The sequence below is a fragment of the Saccharospirillum sp. ABV4_185 genome (genome assembly GCF_056159245.1).
Genome location: NZ_JBSWUW010000001.1, coordinates 2,821,463 through 2,838,337 on the forward strand (window position 1 = coordinate 2,821,463; position 16,875 = coordinate 2,838,337).

General features: G+C 56.7%; 18 protein-coding genes. 11 read left to right on the forward strand and 7 right to left on the reverse strand.

Annotated elements, in window-relative coordinates; all coding sequences use genetic code 11:
- Positions 1-19 precede the first annotated feature (19 nt).
- Genes ACXAE6_RS13405 through hda form a run of 3 tightly spaced genes read left to right on the forward strand, consistent with a single transcriptional unit; the run spans position 20 to position 2,801 of the window.
- Positions 20-1,111, forward strand: a complete 1,092-nt coding sequence (locus tag ACXAE6_RS13405) for a DUF2066 domain-containing protein (protein ID WP_475149070.1) — start codon at positions 20-22, stop codon at positions 1,109-1,111.
- Positions 1,112-1,149: 38 nt separating this feature from the next.
- Positions 1,150-2,106 (forward strand): hypothetical protein, encoded by a 957-nt coding sequence (locus ACXAE6_RS13410; protein ID WP_475149073.1) that lies wholly within the window; start codon positions 1,150-1,152, stop codon positions 2,104-2,106.
- Positions 2,106-2,801, forward strand: a complete 696-nt coding sequence (hda, locus tag ACXAE6_RS13415; RefSeq protein ID WP_475149077.1) for a DnaA regulatory inactivator Hda — start codon at positions 2,106-2,108, stop codon at positions 2,799-2,801. The genes ACXAE6_RS13410 and hda overlap by 1 nt, the downstream gene beginning before the upstream one ends.
- A gap of 13 nt (positions 2,802-2,814) precedes the next feature.
- Here the strand turns inward: hda and ACXAE6_RS13420 are convergent, their stop codons facing one another.
- The gene (locus tag ACXAE6_RS13420) at positions 2,815-3,390 is read right to left on the reverse strand and encodes a hypothetical protein (protein WP_475149083.1); all 576 of its coding nucleotides are present in this window, start codon (positions 3,388-3,390) and stop codon (positions 2,815-2,817) included.
- A 128-nt stretch (positions 3,391-3,518) separates the two neighbouring features.
- Between ACXAE6_RS13420 and ACXAE6_RS13425 the strand changes: the two genes are divergently transcribed.
- Genes ACXAE6_RS13425 through ACXAE6_RS13435 form a run of 3 tightly spaced genes read left to right on the forward strand, consistent with a single transcriptional unit; the run spans position 3,519 to position 6,425 of the window.
- Entirely contained in the window at positions 3,519-3,740 is a 222-nt protein-coding gene (locus tag ACXAE6_RS13425) for a hypothetical protein (RefSeq protein WP_475149090.1), read from the forward strand.
- A complete protein-coding gene (locus tag ACXAE6_RS13430; RefSeq protein WP_475149094.1) occupies positions 3,733-4,596 on the forward strand; it encodes a pseudouridine synthase in 864 nt (287 codons plus the stop codon). The genes ACXAE6_RS13425 and ACXAE6_RS13430 overlap by 8 nt, the downstream gene beginning before the upstream one ends.
- The gene (locus ACXAE6_RS13435; RefSeq protein WP_475149097.1) at positions 4,593-6,425 is read left to right on the forward strand and encodes an ABCB family ABC transporter ATP-binding protein/permease; all 1,833 of its coding nucleotides are present in this window, start codon (positions 4,593-4,595) and stop codon (positions 6,423-6,425) included. Before ACXAE6_RS13430 ends, ACXAE6_RS13435 begins: the two co-directional genes overlap by 4 nt.
- A gap of 13 nt (positions 6,426-6,438) precedes the next feature.
- Here the strand turns inward: ACXAE6_RS13435 and ACXAE6_RS13440 are convergent, their stop codons facing one another.
- On the reverse strand, positions 6,439-6,804 hold the full coding sequence (locus tag ACXAE6_RS13440; RefSeq protein ID WP_475149103.1) for a helix-turn-helix domain-containing protein: 366 nt from the start codon (positions 6,802-6,804) through the stop codon (positions 6,439-6,441).
- Positions 6,805-6,966: 162 nt separating this feature from the next.
- On the opposite strand from ACXAE6_RS13440, the gene ACXAE6_RS13445 reads away from it, so the two are divergent.
- The gene (locus ACXAE6_RS13445; RefSeq protein WP_475151754.1) at positions 6,967-7,134 is read left to right on the forward strand and encodes a DUF805 domain-containing protein; all 168 of its coding nucleotides are present in this window, start codon (positions 6,967-6,969) and stop codon (positions 7,132-7,134) included.
- A gap of 226 nt (positions 7,135-7,360) precedes the next feature.
- On the opposite strand, the gene ACXAE6_RS13450 is transcribed toward ACXAE6_RS13445, so the two are convergent.
- From ACXAE6_RS13450 to pdxR, 5 genes are all read right to left on the reverse strand, one after another.
- Complete coding sequence (locus ACXAE6_RS13450; protein WP_475149109.1) at positions 7,361-8,797, reverse strand: phospholipase D-like domain-containing protein; 1,437 nt, start codon at positions 8,795-8,797, stop codon at positions 7,361-7,363.
- Positions 8,798-8,896: 99 nt separating this feature from the next.
- Positions 8,897-10,276 (reverse strand): aminotransferase family protein, encoded by a 1,380-nt coding sequence (locus ACXAE6_RS13455; RefSeq protein ID WP_475149113.1) that lies wholly within the window; start codon positions 10,274-10,276, stop codon positions 8,897-8,899.
- Positions 10,277-10,311: 35 nt separating this feature from the next.
- Positions 10,312-11,070 (reverse strand): SDR family oxidoreductase, encoded by a 759-nt coding sequence (locus tag ACXAE6_RS13460; RefSeq protein ID WP_475149116.1) that lies wholly within the window; start codon positions 11,068-11,070, stop codon positions 10,312-10,314.
- Between the two features lie 37 nt (positions 11,071-11,107).
- Positions 11,108-11,884: a sulfite exporter TauE/SafE family protein gene (locus ACXAE6_RS13465; RefSeq protein ID WP_475149119.1), complete on the reverse strand. Its 777-nt coding sequence runs from the start codon at positions 11,882-11,884 to the stop codon at positions 11,108-11,110.
- A 146-nt stretch (positions 11,885-12,030) separates the two neighbouring features.
- Positions 12,031-13,530 carry a MocR-like pyridoxine biosynthesis transcription factor PdxR gene (gene pdxR / locus ACXAE6_RS13470; protein WP_475149122.1) on the reverse strand — a complete coding sequence of 500 codons (1,500 nt, stop codon included), beginning with the start codon at positions 13,528-13,530 and terminating at the stop codon, positions 12,031-12,033.
- A 283-nt stretch (positions 13,531-13,813) separates the two neighbouring features.
- On the opposite strand from pdxR, the gene ACXAE6_RS13475 reads away from it, so the two are divergent.
- The 4 genes from ACXAE6_RS13475 (at position 13,814) to ACXAE6_RS13490 (ending at position 16,851) form a co-directional block, all read left to right on the forward strand.
- Positions 13,814-14,680 (forward strand): transporter substrate-binding domain-containing protein, encoded by an 867-nt coding sequence (locus tag ACXAE6_RS13475; protein WP_475149126.1) that lies wholly within the window; start codon positions 13,814-13,816, stop codon positions 14,678-14,680.
- 84 nt (positions 14,681-14,764) lie between these two features.
- Complete coding sequence (locus ACXAE6_RS13480) at positions 14,765-15,406, forward strand: amino acid ABC transporter permease (protein ID WP_392803992.1); 642 nt, start codon at positions 14,765-14,767, stop codon at positions 15,404-15,406.
- Between the two features lie 13 nt (positions 15,407-15,419).
- Entirely contained in the window at positions 15,420-16,085 is a 666-nt protein-coding gene (locus ACXAE6_RS13485; RefSeq protein ID WP_475149130.1) for an amino acid ABC transporter permease, read from the forward strand.
- Positions 16,078-16,851 carry an amino acid ABC transporter ATP-binding protein gene (locus tag ACXAE6_RS13490; protein WP_475149135.1) on the forward strand — a complete coding sequence of 258 codons (774 nt, stop codon included), beginning with the start codon at positions 16,078-16,080 and terminating at the stop codon, positions 16,849-16,851. The genes ACXAE6_RS13485 and ACXAE6_RS13490 overlap by 8 nt, the downstream gene beginning before the upstream one ends.
- The last annotated feature ends 24 nt before the right edge of the window (positions 16,852-16,875 follow it).

Genomic DNA, 16,875 nt, shown 5'->3' on the forward strand with positions numbered 1-16,875 from the left:
CCAAGTTGAGAAGACGAAGATGTCTGTGCGAATTCTGCTTGCTCTATTGCTGGCCTGTCTGGTGGCGCCAGCCTGGTCCGCCCGAACCCTGGACCTCTATTCCGAACAAGCCGTGCTGGCCCAGAATGCCGGTCAGGATGATCAGGACGAGGCCGTTGCCGAAGCCCTCAGCCGAGTGTTGATCCGGGCCACCGGTAACGACAGTGTGACCGAGCTTGAACCCATAGCGGCGGCGGTGGAATCTCCCAATCGTTTTCTTTCCACCTTCCGCTTTGAACGCAGCGACGTCACTCTAACCAATGTCCTGGGCGAGTCAGTACCGACCAAGTTGATGGTCATGCAATTCGATCGCGGTGCGGTCGAGCAATTGTTGATCGACAACAGCCTGCCGGTTTGGGGCAATAAGCGCCCGGTGACCCTGGTTTGGCTGGCGGATCGTCTGGAAGGTGGCGATCACATCCTGGCCGACAGCGAACAGGGTTCTTCAGCCCAACGACTCAAAGACTATTCGCGCGAACGCGGTATCCCGCTGACGCTGCCGATCATGGATCTGGATGACACCCTGAACGTCGACTTCACCGATGTGTACGGCCTGTTCGTCGATAACCTCGAGACCGCCTCCGAACGTTATCAGCCCGATGCCGTCTTGATCGGTCGGTTATCGCGTCAGGGCAATGAATATCAGGCCAACTTTGTTTATCGCCTGCAGGATGAACGCCGCCGTTATCAGGTCAGCGCCAGCAGTCGCTCGCGGCTGATGGAAGCGCTGGTCGACCAGATGTCGATCCGTCTGGCCAACCAATATGCGGTGGTTCTGGATCCGACGCTGGCCGGTCAGTTGTCGCTGCGCATTACCGCCGTCGACAACCTGGCGACTCTGGCTGAGGTGGAGCGTTATCTGCAATCGCAGAATCTGATCACCCGTGTGACCCTGCGTCAGGTCGAGCCGGATGCGGTGCGTTTTGATCTGGAAATCAGCGGCAGTGAAGGCCAGTTGCGCGATATTTTGGCGCTCGATGATCGTCTGTCTCAGTACGATGATGTGTCGGTCGACAGCCGCGATGATACCGAGCTGCTGTATCAGTGGGTGGCCAACGCCAATAACTTTTAAGGCCCTGGCCCGTAATTGTTAGACCTTGGATAGAAGCTATGTCGACGCCGACCTGGAATCCCATCGATCGTTTGACTGCGGTCATTTTACTGCTGGCGCTGATCTTCCTGGCGGTATTGGCCGCGCCCGTGGCAACGCCGCTGCTGGCCGGGCTCTTGGTGGCGGTGGCGTTGCGCACCGGCCGTTCCGATCAACCGGTATTCGCACTGCAGGGTATGGCTTGCGCTGGTTTAGGCGCTTTGCTGGTCCTTGCCGCTGTGTATGGCGCCTGGCCACTGCTGGTTAAACAAAGTGCGCGCGCCGATGCGTTGCTGGTCTCGGTGGATCTGGCCTGGCTTGATTGGCTGCTCGCTCGCGCAGTGGTGGTCAGTCTGGCTTTCCTGGCCTGGCTGCTACTGTTACCCGCGGGTTTTGTGCTTGGCTGGGTAGGTTCCCACTCAGTGTCCGCCTGGTTGAACCGGCACCGTTCCAGCTTCTTGTCGCGCTATCAGCATTGGGCAGAGCATCTTCGGGGTGTTTTGCTGGTGCTGATGCTGCAACTGGGCGGGCGCCTGCTGCTGTTCAGTCTGGTGTTTTGGTTGATGGGTATCGAGGTCTGGTGGCTGCTGGCGGTACTGCTGGGTCTTGCTGCCTTGCTGCCAACCTTGCCGCTGGTGCTGGCCGTGGCTGTAGTTTGGTTGTCGGGGCCTTCACCCTTGATGTATGGCCTGCTGGCAGTGGTCGCCGTGATTGAAGCCGGGATGTTCAGCCTGGCGCAGCGCGGACCGGCCTGGGCACGGACCAGACCTGCATCGCTGCTGCTGGTTGGCGTTACGCTCATTTTTGGTGTTGCCGCCTTGGGTCTGGTCGGAGTCGTGCTCGCCATAGCTTTATTGGCGGCGCTTTGGGCCGGGTTCGACGATAACAAGACGCTTGCTGGTACCACTCCGGTGCTAACGGAAGCGAGCGATCCGGTCGATGCCATTGATGAAAGTATGCGCCAGGAGGACAGCTGATGACGGTCGGGCAACTGCCGCTGGGCGTGACCTTTCGCGAACACGCCGTCTTTGATGACTTTCTCCCTGGCGACAATGCGCAGACCTTGGGCGCTTTGCGCCATGCGTTGGCGCGGCTCGACGATACGCTGATCTATCTCTGGGGCGCTCCCGGTTCCGGCCTCAGTCATTTGCTGCAGGCCAGCGTGCACGAACTGCAAGGGCAGGGGCTGACGGTTATCTATCTGCCCATGGCGGACTGCCTGGACTACGGCCTGCAGGCGCTGGAAGGGCTGGATGATATGGATGTGGTGGCGCTGGATGACATCGATCTGATTGCCGGCCAGCCAGAATGGCAAGAGGCGGTCTTTCATCTGTTCAACCGGCTGCGCGACAGTGGCAAGTTATTGCTGGTCACCAGCCATGCCAGTCCGTTGCAACAACCCATCGAGCTGCCTGATCTGCGTTCACGTCTTAGTTGGGGACTGACCTTTCAGGTGCAGCCGCTCAGCGATGAACAGAAGCTTGATTGGTTGGTGTGGAAAGCCCGGCGCCGTGGTTTGGCGTTAGAGGAAGACGTGGCGGCTTTTCTGATTAATCGCGTTGCGCGCTCAATGGCGACGCTGGTTGAGGCCTTTGAGCAGCTCGATGAACGCTCGCTGGCTGAGCAGCGCCGCTTGACCATTCCCTTTATCAAGGACGTGCTCAGCCTGTAACGGTGCCATTGGTTCAGCGCTCGGCGCGGCCGTCGGCATCTTCGTCTTCGAGCTCACCGTCGTCCGCTGGCTGCACCAGCGTTTCCAGTTCGATATCTTCAGCGCTGATGCCATGAATGCGGGCGTACAGATGCACAAAGGTGCGGGCGACGTCCTCAGCGTGAATGGCGGTCAGATCTTCGGTTTCCATAATAAAGCGGCGCTGATCTTCCACATCGAGCGGATCGAAATCTTCGAAGGCAACCGACACTGGCACCACCTCGACACTCATTTCACGGCCGTAAGCATCGTGCATCAGATCCAGGCAATACTGAGCCATGGCTGGGTCTTCGCAGTAGACCTCGCCCTGTTCGAAGTCATTGGCCCATTCTTTTAAAACATCGAGTACGGTTTCACCGCGTTCACGCAGGTCTTCCAGCGGTGGTGCGCCACCGCTGAGCTGGCCACTGTCCCAGTCGATCAGCCAGTCGTCTTCCGGTTGCAGCAGGACGGCCTTGTACTGGCCGCTGGGCAAGGTCCAGGCAGCAGCGTAGGGGTAACCCTGTTCTTCATCGGTGACTTCGAAGGCGAGAAAGCTGGGCAATTGCATGGCAGTCTGGTTCGGTGAAAATGGGCGCGCATTATAGCCATCTGTGGCGGCATCCGCGACAGTCCTAGTTTAGGGTCGTTATAATGCCGGCCTTTGCGAACAGCCTAGATAACAACAGCGGAGACAAGATGAGCGGTGAGCCGATCGAACGCGATTTCTATCAGCGTGACCCCCAGGAGCAGCAAGCCTTTCTGGAAAACACCTGGTGTAACGACTGCCAGGCGCTGGATCTGGGAATGACCGAGCCACAGGAGTATGAACTGAACGGCCGTATCTATATTGAAGGTCAGTGCCTGAAATGCGGCGCAACGGTGCGCACCGAGTTGGCCGATGAGGACGAGGATGTCTGAACTGAGCATCCTCTATGAAGATGACTATTTGCTGGCGGTCGATAAACCCGCCGGTCTGCTGATGCACCCCAGTTGGCTGGACAAGGCTGAAACCGACACCCTGGCCGGTCGCGTTAAGCGCTATTGGCAGGGCGCTAAAGTCCATACTATCCATCGTCTCGATCGCCCAACCTCGGGTGTGGTACTGATTGCCCGCACTGATGCCGTAGCACGCACGCTGGCCAATGCCTTTCATGAGCGGCGCGTCAGCAAAACTTACTGGGCCATCGCCCGTGGTTTTACCGATCAATCAATCGACTGCGATTACCCGTTAAAAGAAGAGCTGGATGCCATTGCTGATCGGCAGGCGCGGACAGATAAAGAAGCTCAGCCGGCGCGTACCGGCTTTCGTCGCCTCGGCATCAGTGCCTTGGATACGCCGGTCAGCCGCTATCCGCAGGCGCGTTTTAGCTTGCTTGAGTGCCAGCCGCAGACCGGACGTAAGCACCAGATCCGCCGTCACCTGAAACACCTGCGCCATCCTATTCTGGGCGATACCCGTTACGGTGATCGTCATCAAAACCGCTGGGCTAAAGCGCATTTGCCTTACGATGGCCTGATGTTGCGGGCCATGCAGCTGGGGTTCGAACATCCAGTTTCCGGTGTTTATACCGTTATCTTCGCTGATTTGTCACCGCAGTGGCGGGCTGTAATCAACTGTTTCGGTTGGGCTGGGCGAGGTGCAGCGGCGGCGGGTACGACCCTGCCAGCTGAAGCTCCATCGAGTGCGGCAGGGGTCGAAGCGGCAGGGGCCGAAGCGTTTCCGGCACATTCGCCTCAGGCGGATTTGCTTAATCCTATCGTGGAGAAGTCATGAAGCGCGATCGATCGAGTACCAGCAAACCGCTGAACCAGCTGGATCTGAGGTTTATCGCCCGGTCTCTTTGGCCTTATTTATGGGCCTGGCGGGGTCGGGTGCTGGTGGCGCTGATCTTCCTGGTCGCGGCCAAAGGCGTCACCGTTGCCATGCCCTGGGCGCTGAAACACATCGTTGATGGTCTGGATAACGACAGCGCTCAGATGCTGGCGATTCCGGTCGCCTTTTTACTGGCCTATGGTTTCTTCCGCTTTACCTCAGTCGCCTTTGGGGAATTACGCGATGCGGTGTTCTCCCGCGTTACCGAACGCGCCATGCGCCAGGCATCGCTGGAAGTCTTCGAGCATCTGCATAAGTTAGAGCTGGATTTTCATTTGTCGCGCCAGACCGGTGGGCTGAGTCGCGATATTGAGCGCGGCACCAACGGCGTGCACTTTCTGTTGCGTTTCCTGGTGTTCAATATCGTCCCGACGCTGCTGGAACTGGCGCTGGTGGCGGGCATCCTGATCATCAATTTCGATGTCTGGTTTGCCGTGATCACGCTGTTTTCGGTATTGATCTATGTCGGCTTCACCATTGCTACTACTGAATGGCGCAACCGCTATGTGCGCGAGGCCAATACGCTGGATAGTCAGGCCAATACCCGCGCCATCGACTCGCTGCTTAATTACGAAACGGTTAAGTACTTCGGCAACGAAGCCTGGGAAGCCCAGAATTACGATCGCAATCTGGCCGACTGGGAGAATGCGCGGCTGAAAAACCGCATGTCATTGCTGATGCTCAACACCGGCCAGGCGTTGATTGTTTCGGCGGCCTTGACCTGGATGATGTGGCTGGCCGCAGGCGACGTGGTTGCCGGCAAGATCACCATCGGTGATCTGGTGATGGTCAACGCCTATGTGATTCAGTTGTTTATTCCGCTTAATTTTCTCGGTTTTGTTTACCGTGAAATTCGCCGCGCCCTCACCGATATCGAAAATCTATTCGGTCTGCTGAAGCGTCCTGTGCATATTCGCGATGCCGACGATGCCAGGGCTTTGGACGTGAAGCGCGGCGCCATCGAGTTTGATGCAGTGAGTTTTGGCTACCATCCGGATCGCACTATTTTGAAGTCTTTGGATCTGCGTATCGAAGCGGGCCAGAAAGTCGCACTGGTCGGTGGCAGCGGTGCTGGAAAATCGACCATTGGCCGGCTGTTGTTTCGCTTCTACGACCCGCAATCCGGCGCAGTGCGTATCGACGGTCAGCCGATAAAAGAGGTCACTCAGGCAAGCTTGCGCGCCGCCATCGGGGTGGTGCCACAGGATACGGTGCTGTTCAACGATACCTTGTTCAACAACGTCCGCTATGGACGGCCGGACGCCAGCGATGACGACGTCTGGCAAGCCATCCGCATGGCGCATCTGGATAACTTTATCGCTCATCTGCCCGATGGCGCCGACACCCGGGTCGGCGAGCGGGGCCTGAAAGTCTCCGGCGGTGAAAAACAGCGCATCGCCATCGCCCGGGTATTGCTGAAGAATCCGCCAATCTTACTGTTCGACGAAGCCACTTCAGCGCTCGACTCTCATGCCGAGCAAGCCATTTTGACGGCCATGAATGAAGTCTCCCGGAATCGCACGTCTATCGTTATTGCACATCGGTTGTCGACCGTCATCGATGCCGATCGCATTGTGGTTTTGCGTGATGGTCAGGTGGTTGAGCAGGGCTCGCATCAGCAATTGCTGGCTGAGCAGGGTGTCTATGCGGATCTGTGGCGAACTCAGTTGCGCCAGGCAGACCAGATCACTGATGCCGATTCGGATGAGCCCTCAACAGAGCCAGAATAAGAGGCTTATTGATTCAGCATGCCATGCTGTCGGGGTTGAGTATCCTTTCGCGATAAGTCGAGGGCATGCGGCCCACTAATCGCGAGAATTCGCGATGAAAGTTGGACTTGGTTTGAAAACCGGACTCCAGAAAAATTTCGGTAATTGGCAACTGAGTTGTGGTTAATAATTGCTGGGCGTGTTCGATACGAAAGCGATTCACCCACTGCGAAATATTCTGTTGATAAACCCGATTAACAGCCGTTGAAATCATTCGGCTGGGGATACCCGATTTCCGCGCCAGGCTAGCCAGCGTTAGTTGATGCTCCAGGTGTAAACGGTGTTCAACCAAGGTGTTCTCTACCCGGGCCATGATCTCTGCAGCACGGTCATCATCCATAGCAGTGTCGGGCTATATTGAATCGTCTGGACGAATTTCGGCTGTAATCGAGTGCAATTTTGGACATTTGTAGCAGTGCATTGCCCGGTCAGCTTTTTGTTGTTGATCTTACAACTGCGAGCGCCGCATCAGCCCTGGATGGCCATCGTCTAGGGCCTGTTTATCTTTTTACCCTTTATTGCCGCTGTCGTGCGGCGGTTGCGTGATACCGGCTGGTCACTGAACTGGCTGTTTGTGGTGTTAGTGCCGCTGGGTGTTATTTTTTTGCTGGTACTACTGACGTTGCCCAGTCGAGATGGCGTCGCCATGGCGGGTGAGCATCTTGCTTAATTGTTGCATTGTTTTTGCTGCGGGTGTTGCTGTTCGCTGTGGCGAACCGGGTCGTTAGGTTTTTGCCGGCCCGGCTTTATCTAGCAGCCCCGACTGCCATGGCGTTCACGGCGGCGCTTGGAAAACCTCTGTGCCAGTAAATGCCAGCACTCGCAGGCAACTCTATGTAGTACGAGATTTAGCACGAGTCACTGTCAAAAAAAGCAGCCATCAGGCTGCTTTTTCTTTAAAACGTCGACATTCCCGTCACTTCCATAAACCGGTACATGCCATAACGCCAGCGGCTGTGATCAGAGAACTCGGCGTAGTCGAGACTGAAGACGCTGTCGTCGGGGTTGCTCCAGGAACGGTCAAAATCGTTACGCATGGCGATCACTTCCGGGTGATCGGAGCCTACCGTTATCAGCACGCTGGTCTCCATATTGAGGTTATGGAGGTTGCGTCGGGTGAAGTTGGCAGAGCCGGTGATGACCTGGGTTTCACCATTGGCCCGATCCAGACGAATCCACTTGCGGTGACATTGCTCGCCCTCGGTGGCGCACCAGCGCACGGCGATGCCTTCGTCATGCAAATCCCAGGCAGTCTGGCGATTGGGAATGCCGTTTTTCTCGCGGCCAAAGGCATCCCGGTTGGGATCGAGAATGACGCGCAGTTCGACGCCGCGTTCATGGGCCCGGATCAGCGCTTTGATCACCGGCCGTGATGCCAGGTAGAACATTTCCAGATCGATCTGATCACCTTCATCGGATGAGTCGATCAGCGTCAACAGCCCGGTTTCAATCGCGCCTTCGGTCAGTACCTGCACCCTGAAGTCGGCGTCGGCATCCAGCTCATCCGCGACAGGCGGTGCCTCAGGCCAGTTCTCGGCGGCCTCAAAGCCGGACATCAGGGCGGCAGCGCGTTCGGTTTGCAGTAAATCCAGCGCGGCCGGACCGGTGAAGGTAACGGCGTTGTTGTCGTGACGGCTGCTGGCATCGTGGGGATTCATTGACGTCACCAGAGCGCGCCATTCGGTGCCGGTATTTACCACCAGTGTTTTGCGATGGTTGGCGCGGAAGTTCAGCAAGTGCAGGTAGGAACGCAGCGTCACTTTTCCGGGTCCGACCGGGTTGGGCAGCCAGCCGCCCCGGCTGCTATTGCCCACGAAACGGCAGCATAGGGTCCACAATGTGGTCCAGCTGCGGTTGGACACCGGTAACTTTGCAAGGTCGGTGGTTACTACATCCACGCCGGCCGCTTCCAGGCGATCGAAGTAGGGCGATTCCATGCCACCGTAGAGGGTGTTGAACGGGTCGGTGATCAGCACCACGGGCATGTCAGGATGACGTTCTTTGGCGCGGACTAATGCTGTCGTCAATTCGTTTGATAGTGGGCGATAAGCGGTCTCACCGGCGAAGTCGTTGTACAGGAACATATCCAGCACCAGCATGGATTCGGCGCTGTCGATCAGCGCTAGAATTTCATCCATAACTTGCTGGTTGACGACTTCGTCGCCATCGCTTTGGCGATACGTCTGGTCGTAGAAGAAATCGACATTCTCGGCGGCCCGAACCGGTCCGGTGGCGGATAAACCTTGCGGCATGGAACTGCAGGCAGTTAACAAGAGGCTGCACAACACAGCCAGACACAGAGAACGATACAGAGCAATAGAGGAGTGAGTCATGCAGTTTCCTTACTATGTTCAAGTCGCGAGATTGCCCAATGCAGTCTGTCTTTGCAATGGTGTGACGGCATCCTTGCCGCTTCTCGAAGTTCCAAGAAATTATAGTGTGTCGCTGATTTCGGTCAGCGCCTGATCGAGTGTATTCACCAGGGTGTCGATGTCTAGATCAGTGGCGGTGAGCGCCGGGCTGAAATTCAGGGTGTTGTTGAACCCGGTCAGGCTGCGGTTGGTGCGGCCGATCAGCAGTCCCAGTTGTTTGCAACGGGCAACAATGGCCATAGGAATGCTTTCGTCAGCGGGTGTTTTGGCGCGTCGGTCGGTGACTAACTCCAGACCGGCAAACAAACCTTTACCGCGCACATCACCAATCAGCGGATGTTTTTGTGCCAGCTTTTGTAAGCCCGCCAGTAGCCGTTCACCCTGGCGCGCGCTGTTCTCAACCAGGGCTTCGCGCTCAATGATTTCCAGGTTGGCCAGCGCCGCCGCCTGCGACGAGAGGCAACCGCCGAAGGTGGAGATATCGCGGAAGTAACCCAGATTATCATCGGGCGCTTCCTGCAATAACTGATAGACGCCTTCGGTGGTCACGGTGCAGGAAATAGCGGCGTAACCGGAAGCGACGCCTTTGGCCATGGTGACGATATCAGGTGTGATGTCGTAGTGCTGGTAACCGAACCAGGCACCCGTGCGGCCGAGACCACACACCACTTCGTCGATGATCAGCAGCACGTCATATTGATCGCAAATCTCGCGCACCCGCTTTAAATAACCTTCCGGTGGCGGGATGATGCCGCCGCCGGCGGTAATCGGTTCAATGATAACCGCGCCAACGGTATCGGCACCCTCGCGCAGTATCACGTCTTCCATGGCGGCGGCAGCGCGTTCTCCATAGTTATCGACGTCGCCAAACTGGTTGCGGTATTCGCAGCAGTGCGGGAATTCCACAAAGCCTGGCACAAAAGGCCCGAAGTGATCGCGTCGTTCACTCTGGCCGGTGGCGCTGAGCGCGGCGATGGTGGTGCCGTGATAATCACGCTCACGGTAGAGAATTTTGTGCTTCTTGCCGCCATGATGTTTATGCGCAATCTGGCGCACCATCTTGAAGGCTTTTTCGTTGGCTTCCGAACCGGAACTGGAATAGTAGACCCGGCTCATGCCGGGCATCTTGCTGATTAATTTTTCGGCAAAGGCAGCGGCTGGTTTGCTCGCCATGGAACCGGCGAAATAATTCAGTTCGGTCAACTGGCGATAAACCGCCTCGGCGATTTCGGTACGGCCATAACCGACATTGGTGACCCAGACGCCACCGGCGGAAGCGTCCAGATATTCGTTGCCGTCGCTGTCCCAAAGGCGCAAACCTTCGCCGCGCACGAACATGGGCAGACCGGCGGCGGCTGATTGGCCGGGGGTCAGATGATGCCAGACGTGGGTTTTATCCCAGTCTTTTAAGGCGTCAACGTCGTGCTCAACTTGGGTCATGGCGGCTCCTTGGATTCGCGCAGTGGGTGAGGGTGTCAGTCGTGTCGATGCACCGAGAAAGGCGACCAGGCCTGGGATACCGGCATGATCTCCAACTGGTTGATGTTCAGATGCGCCGGCAGGTTGGCGATCCAGAAAATGGTGTCGGCAATATCGTCCGGCTGAATCGGATCGGCGCCCTGGTACAACTTATCGTGGGCTTGCTGATTGCCACCGGTACGCACCAGCGTGAACTCGCTTTCGGCCATGCCCGGCGCCAGATTAGTCACGCGCACACCGGTGCCGCTCAAATCACAACGCAGCGCATAGGAAAACTGTTCAACGAAGGCTTTGGTACCGCAGTAAACATTGCCGCCCGGATAAGGCCAGTGACCGGCAATGGAACCGATGTTAATGATGCTGGCGCCTTTGCCCTGATCGATCAGAGTGGGTAGCAGAGCATGCGTCATGCGCGCCAGACCGCTGATATTGGTGTCGATCATCTGTTGCCATTGTTCGGGATCGCTGTTTTGGGCAGGGTCCGTGCCTAAGGCCAGGCCGGCGTTATTGACCAGCACCGAAATGGCTTTGAATGCCTCGGGCAAACTGGCAACCACATTTTTGACCGCTTCGGCATCGGTAACATCAAGCGCCAAAGTCAGCACCGGACACTGTGATGACAGCTCAGCTTTCAGTTCATCCAGACGCTGTTGGCGACGACCGGTCAATACCAACGACCAGCCGGCTTGAGCAAAACGTTGGGCCGTGGCGCGGCCAAAACCTGAGGTGGCACCGGTAATAAAAGCGATGGGCATTGCAAACTCCTTAACGTAAACACCTTCAAACGGATGCCTAGGCTACCAAAAACAGCGTCCGTACTTCGCGCAATAACAACCAGCCGGCCATCAAAATCAGCAGCGGTGCGACGACGATGCGATACGACAGCGGCGGAAACTGAGCAAATAACCAATGACCAAGTGCGGCGCCGATCAATGCCAGAGGCGACAAACTCAACGCCAGCCAGACGGTGTCGGTGCGTACCAGTCCCAGGCTTAGATAACCCAGTAAGGCGGTTGAGCTGGCGCTGAGAAAAAACACGATGGCGGTAGCTCGTGCGGTTTGTGGGCTCAACTGGCTGTGCATTAAATAGATCATCAATGGCGGGCCACCAGCGGATGACAGACTCATCGCCAGGCCGGAGGCACCACCGGCGGGAAGGGCCCGGCGCAGATCGCGTTGACGATCCAGATGGGTGGTCAGGTCGTTGTTGCGCTGCGGTTGCGCCAGTGTGGACAGCGCACCGATTAAACACAGGCCAGCCACGACCAAACGGGCGCCTGTCGTTGGCAGCACGCCCATCAGCGCTACGCCGGCGATAGATGCCAATACCATGGTCGGTAGCAGTCGCTTCAAGACAGCGCCGTCGGCGTCGCGCCAGGCGCTGCTTACCAGACCCAGAGCACCGAGCAGATCGAGCAGCAAGACAGTGGTCACCACCTCGACCGGTGGCAGCAGCCACAACAGCCCGAGCGCCATGGTCATGGCGAAGCCGAAGCCGGTGTAACCGCGCAGCGTGCCGGCTGCTAAAGCGACGCCGCCGCTGATCAGCCAGGCAGAGGAGAAGGGCATGCGGTGGCGCTCCACAATCGAATCATGCAGCGACTATAGAACCACCAGGGCCTGAACTTTTAGGGCCAGATTGGGTGTCTGGATGTGACATCCCTGATGGTGAATTAACTGTCGTGACTTAAGTGTCGTGAATTAACTGTCGTGAATTAACCAAGGTGCTGCATTACAGAGGCAAGTTGCTCGATACCCGGAAGTATTCTCTGGCGTTCAATGGCGTTAAAACCCAGACGCATAAAATGGCGAGGCGGTACCGGGTCATTAAAGTGCTGGAACCCCGGTTCAATTAATACGCCCTGTTGCGCCGCACGCCAGGCCAACTGTTGAGTGTCGGTGGCACTGGGCAGTTCCAGCCAGAAAGCGCTGGCCCGAGCTGAGCTGGTGCAGTGCGCCTGGGGTAATAAGCGTTCGATGGCGGCGCGCAATGTCTCGCGTCGGGCATCGGTGTCCTGCACATGGCTGCGCAAATGGGCTTCGTAGTAACCCTGGGCGATAAACTGTGCCATCTGGTGCTGCAGGTTGGCCGGCGGATGACGATACATCAGTCGACGCAAGGCGCGCAGTTCATCGATCAATTCGCTGTCGGCGACGATATAGCCCATACGCAAACCCGGCGACAGCACCTTGGAAAAACTGCCCAGATAAATCACCCGGTTGCCGAACTGGCTGGCTTTCAGCGCTGGCAATGCCTGGCTGTCGTTGTGCAGTTCGGCGTCGTAATCGTCTTCGATAATGATCTGATCATCCCGAACCACCTGCGCCAGCAGAGCGTCACGCCGCGCTCGGCTCATCGGAATACCGGTCGGCACCTGATGACTGGGCATCACATAAAAATAATCGCACTGGGCAGAGCGCTCGTTGAGTTGAATGCCCTGATCATCGACCTGGTGACGCTCCAAAGTGCTGCCAAAAAAGCGGAACACATTCACAGCTTCGCGATAGCCGGGATCTTCCAGACCGATACGGGTGCCATCGTTGATCAGCAGTTGTGCCAGCAGATAGAGCGCGTTTTGCGAACCCAGGGTGATCAGCACCTCATCCGGCCGCGCCAGGATGCCCCGGCGTGGCAACAAGCGTTTGCGCACCTGCTCGACCAATAAAGGGTCGTCCTGATCGATGCGATCACGCAGCCAGTTGCGGTCACGATCACCGGCCAGTCGGCGTCGGGTAATGTCGCGCCAGGCATTGAGCGGAAAGTCCTCGGTACCCGGTTGGCCATAAATAAAGGGGTAGGGGTAGTCGGTCCAGTTGCTCGGTTTAAGAATGCCCTGAAACTGACCCGGGTGACGCGCCAGTCGTTTGCTCCAGGATGGTGCGTCCTTCGATCTCGGTGCCGATGGGGCTGTCTGTTTCAGTGCCAGTTTTGAAACCGACTGGGCTGGTATCGCATCGCTTTGGTGGTAATCGCTGTGCAGGAAATAGCCGCTGCGTGGCCGGCTGATCAGATAACCATCGTCGACCAGTTTTTCATAAACGATGGCCACGGTATTTCTGGAAATACCCAGCTGTTCAGACAGTTTGCGGCAGCTGGGCAGCGCCGAATCGGCCGGCAGGCTGCCAACACGAATGGCCTCGAGCAGACCTTCACGCAGGCGTTCCTGTAAGCCCCCTTCGCAACGATCGTGCAATGCCAGGCTGAGAGTCGTCATGGTCGGCATCCTCTTTGCTCTACTGTTTGAGCGCTGGTCTACACAACACCAAGGCACAGCGAGACGAGCGTGTAAAAGCTGAAATCAGCACAAAACATGCCACGGCGTCTGTCACAAGGTGAGGGTTCATCTGGCTCTAAGCAGGCTTTAGAAAACGCCCTAGGGTGCCAAAGAGCTGCTGTTCAACAGTGGTTAAAGAGCGAAAAAACGACATCGATACGCGCCACCTTCGAAAAAAATGCAAGCGAAAACGTGCATGCAAACGAGAGTCTGGAGAAACCCTATGAAGCATATTTTGACGTCGGCTATTGGCCGCGGCGCCTGTTCCCTGATCGCCGGTCTCGGTTTGATCGCTGCGGTTCACGCCGCCGATCTCGATGAGATCAAAGAGCGCGGTTACATGGTCGTTGCCACTGAAGACAACTACGCACCCTTCAACTTTATGAATGGCAGCGAACCCGATGGTTTTATGAAATACATGATCGAAGAATTGGAAGCCTATTCTGACGACTTCGAAATCCGTCAGGAAATTCTGCCCTGGACCGGCCTGCTGGCTGCGGTTTCCAATGGCCAGTACGACGCCGCCATCACCGGTGCGTCCATCTCTGACGAACGCATGCGGGTGTTCAACTACGCCCCGCCTTTTGCGTCTGCTCAGCACTTTTATATCAAGCGTGCCGATGACGATCGTATCAACAGCGTTGCCGATCTCGATGGCATGACCGTCGGCGTCCAGGCCGGTTCAGTATTGCTGTCGCGGCTACCGGAACTGGAAGCCATGTTGGAAGAAAGCGGCGGCAAACTTGGTGACGTGGTTCAGTACGAAGCCTACCCGGAAATTTATGCGGACCTGGCGAATGGTCGTCTCGACTACGTGATCAATTCTGCCGTCCCGGTTAACGATCTGATCTCCGAGCGCGGTGACATCTTTGCCGCGGGTCAGGCGGTATCCGGTCCGGGTTTTGTTGGCTGGCCGGTGCCGAAGAACAGCCCGGAACTGCTGGCCTTCCTGACGGATTTTATGAACGAGATGAAAGCCAGCGGCCGTTTGGCTGAATTGCAGGAAGAGTGGTTCGGTGAATCCTTCCCGGATCTGCCTGAAGTCCCCATTACTACGGTGGAAGAATTCCACGAACTGGCGGGTATGTAAGGCGTTTCCCCGATGTCCACCAGGGAAGACACCGCGGGCCGGGACGCCCGCATCTTTTAACCCGGCCTGCGTAAGAGGAAAACCATGGATTCCACGGCTTGGAGCATGTTGCTCAACGGCGCCTGGGTGACGCTTTGGATCTCCGGTGTGTCCATCGCTCTGGGGGTGACCCTGGGATTAATCATTGCCCTGATACGGTCGGCAAAAATTCCCTTTGTGCATCAAGTGCTGGGTGTCTATATCAGCATTGCCCGCGCCACGCCGCTGGTGACCCTGGTGTTATTTATTTTTCTGACGGCACCGACTCTGGGCATCAGCATGGATCGCTCCATTGCCGGCATCCTGGCGTTAACGCTTAACACCACCGCCTTTAATGCCGAAATCTGGCGCTCCGCTTTTAATAATTTTTCCAACGACCAACGTGAAGCCGCTCTGGCCGTCGGTATGACGCCGGGCGTCTATTTCCGTCGCATCATGTTGCCGCAGATCGTTATCACCAGCTTGCCCAGCCTGGTGAATGAAATGTCTTTTTTGATCAAAGGCAGCCCGGCCATTGCGGTCATTGGTGTCGTCGATTTAACCCGGGTGACCAATCGTATTTCTGCGGTGACCTATGAACCCTTGCCACCCATCCTGGCTGCGGGGCTGCTTTATATGTTGATCATCGCGGCTTTGGTCTGGTTCCAGCGGGTAGCTGAACGCAAAGCCAACCGGCTGGCCATGTGAGGGAGATACAGCGATGACAGATTGGCAGATTCTCTGGGCCGAACGCGGCGTTTTCGTCGACGGTTTTTTAAACACCTTGCAGTTGTTTGGCCTAGGCACCGTGCTCGGCTTTTTACTCGGTTGTTTGATCGTGTTTGGCTTGGAAGGTGCCAAGGCACCACTACGAATTGCGTTACGAATTTTTATCGACGCCATGCGGCTGTTGCCGTTTTTGGTGTTGGCTTATTTGTTTTATTACGGCTTGCCGTCGCTGGGCATTCGGCTCAGCTCCTGGGAAGCCGGCGTCAGTGCGCTGGTGTTATATCACGGCGCTTATTTCGCAGAAATCATGCGCGGTGCCCGGGTGACCTTACCTCCGGGGCAGGTCGAAGCCGCCGTTGCCCAAGGCTTTTCCATGCCGAAGATGTTTCTGCGCTTGATCCTGCCGCAATTGGTGTTGAAGTCGCGCGGGGTGATGGGCAATCAGTTGATCATCCTGCTTAAAGACACCGCCTTCCTTGTCATCATCACTGTGCGTGAGTTGACCGCCGCCGCCAACGGTTTGTCTGGCACCTACTTCATTCCGATGCAGGCTTTTATCGTGGTCATCGGTTTCTACTGGATTATCAGCATCGCCCTGGAGCAGGCCGTCAATTGGATGGGACGCAGTGGCGCCAAGCGAGGTTTCAAGAATGCCTGAATTAGCCGAAGTCAGTATCCAAAAACTGTCCAAACAATTCGGTGGTGTGGAAGTGTTGCGCGATGTCAGCCTTGACGTTCAACGCGGCGAAGTGGTCAGTATTCTGGGTTCTTCGGGCTCGGGTAAATCGACCTTACTGCGTTGCATAAACTGGCTGGAACAACCCGATGGCGGCGAAATTCGCATCGCCGGTGAACGCATTGGCGTTAAAGCCGACGGCAAAGCGATGAACAACCGCGACCTCGCTAAGGTGCGCTCACAATTGGGAATGGTGTTTCAGAGTTTTAACCTCTGGCCGCACCTGAACGTACTGCATAACGTCACCGAAGCGCTGATCCATGTTAAAGGCATGAAGAAAACCGAGGCTCAAACACTGGCCGATGAACTGCTCACCAAGGTCGGTATGGCGGAAAAACGCAGCAACTATCCCTACACCTTATCCGGTGGCCAAAAGCAGCGCGTTGCCATCGCTCGGGCGCTCGCCATGCAGCCGCGCGTGATGCTGTTTGACGAACCGACGTCGGCGCTCGATCCGGAATTGGTGGGCGAAGTCTTGGCGGTGATCCGCGATCTGTCGCAGGAGGGTTATACGATGATCATCGTTACTCACGAAATGGAATTTGCCCGTAACGTGTCGGATCAGGTGGTGTTTCTGGAGAAAGGGAAGATCATCGAGAAGTCGGCGCCGGAAGAGTTTTTTGTTAATCCGAAGACGGAACGGGTGCGGCAGTTTTTGGAGTTGGATGGGAAAACTAGAGTGTCTTGAATAACTCGAGTGAGGCGTGTCGGA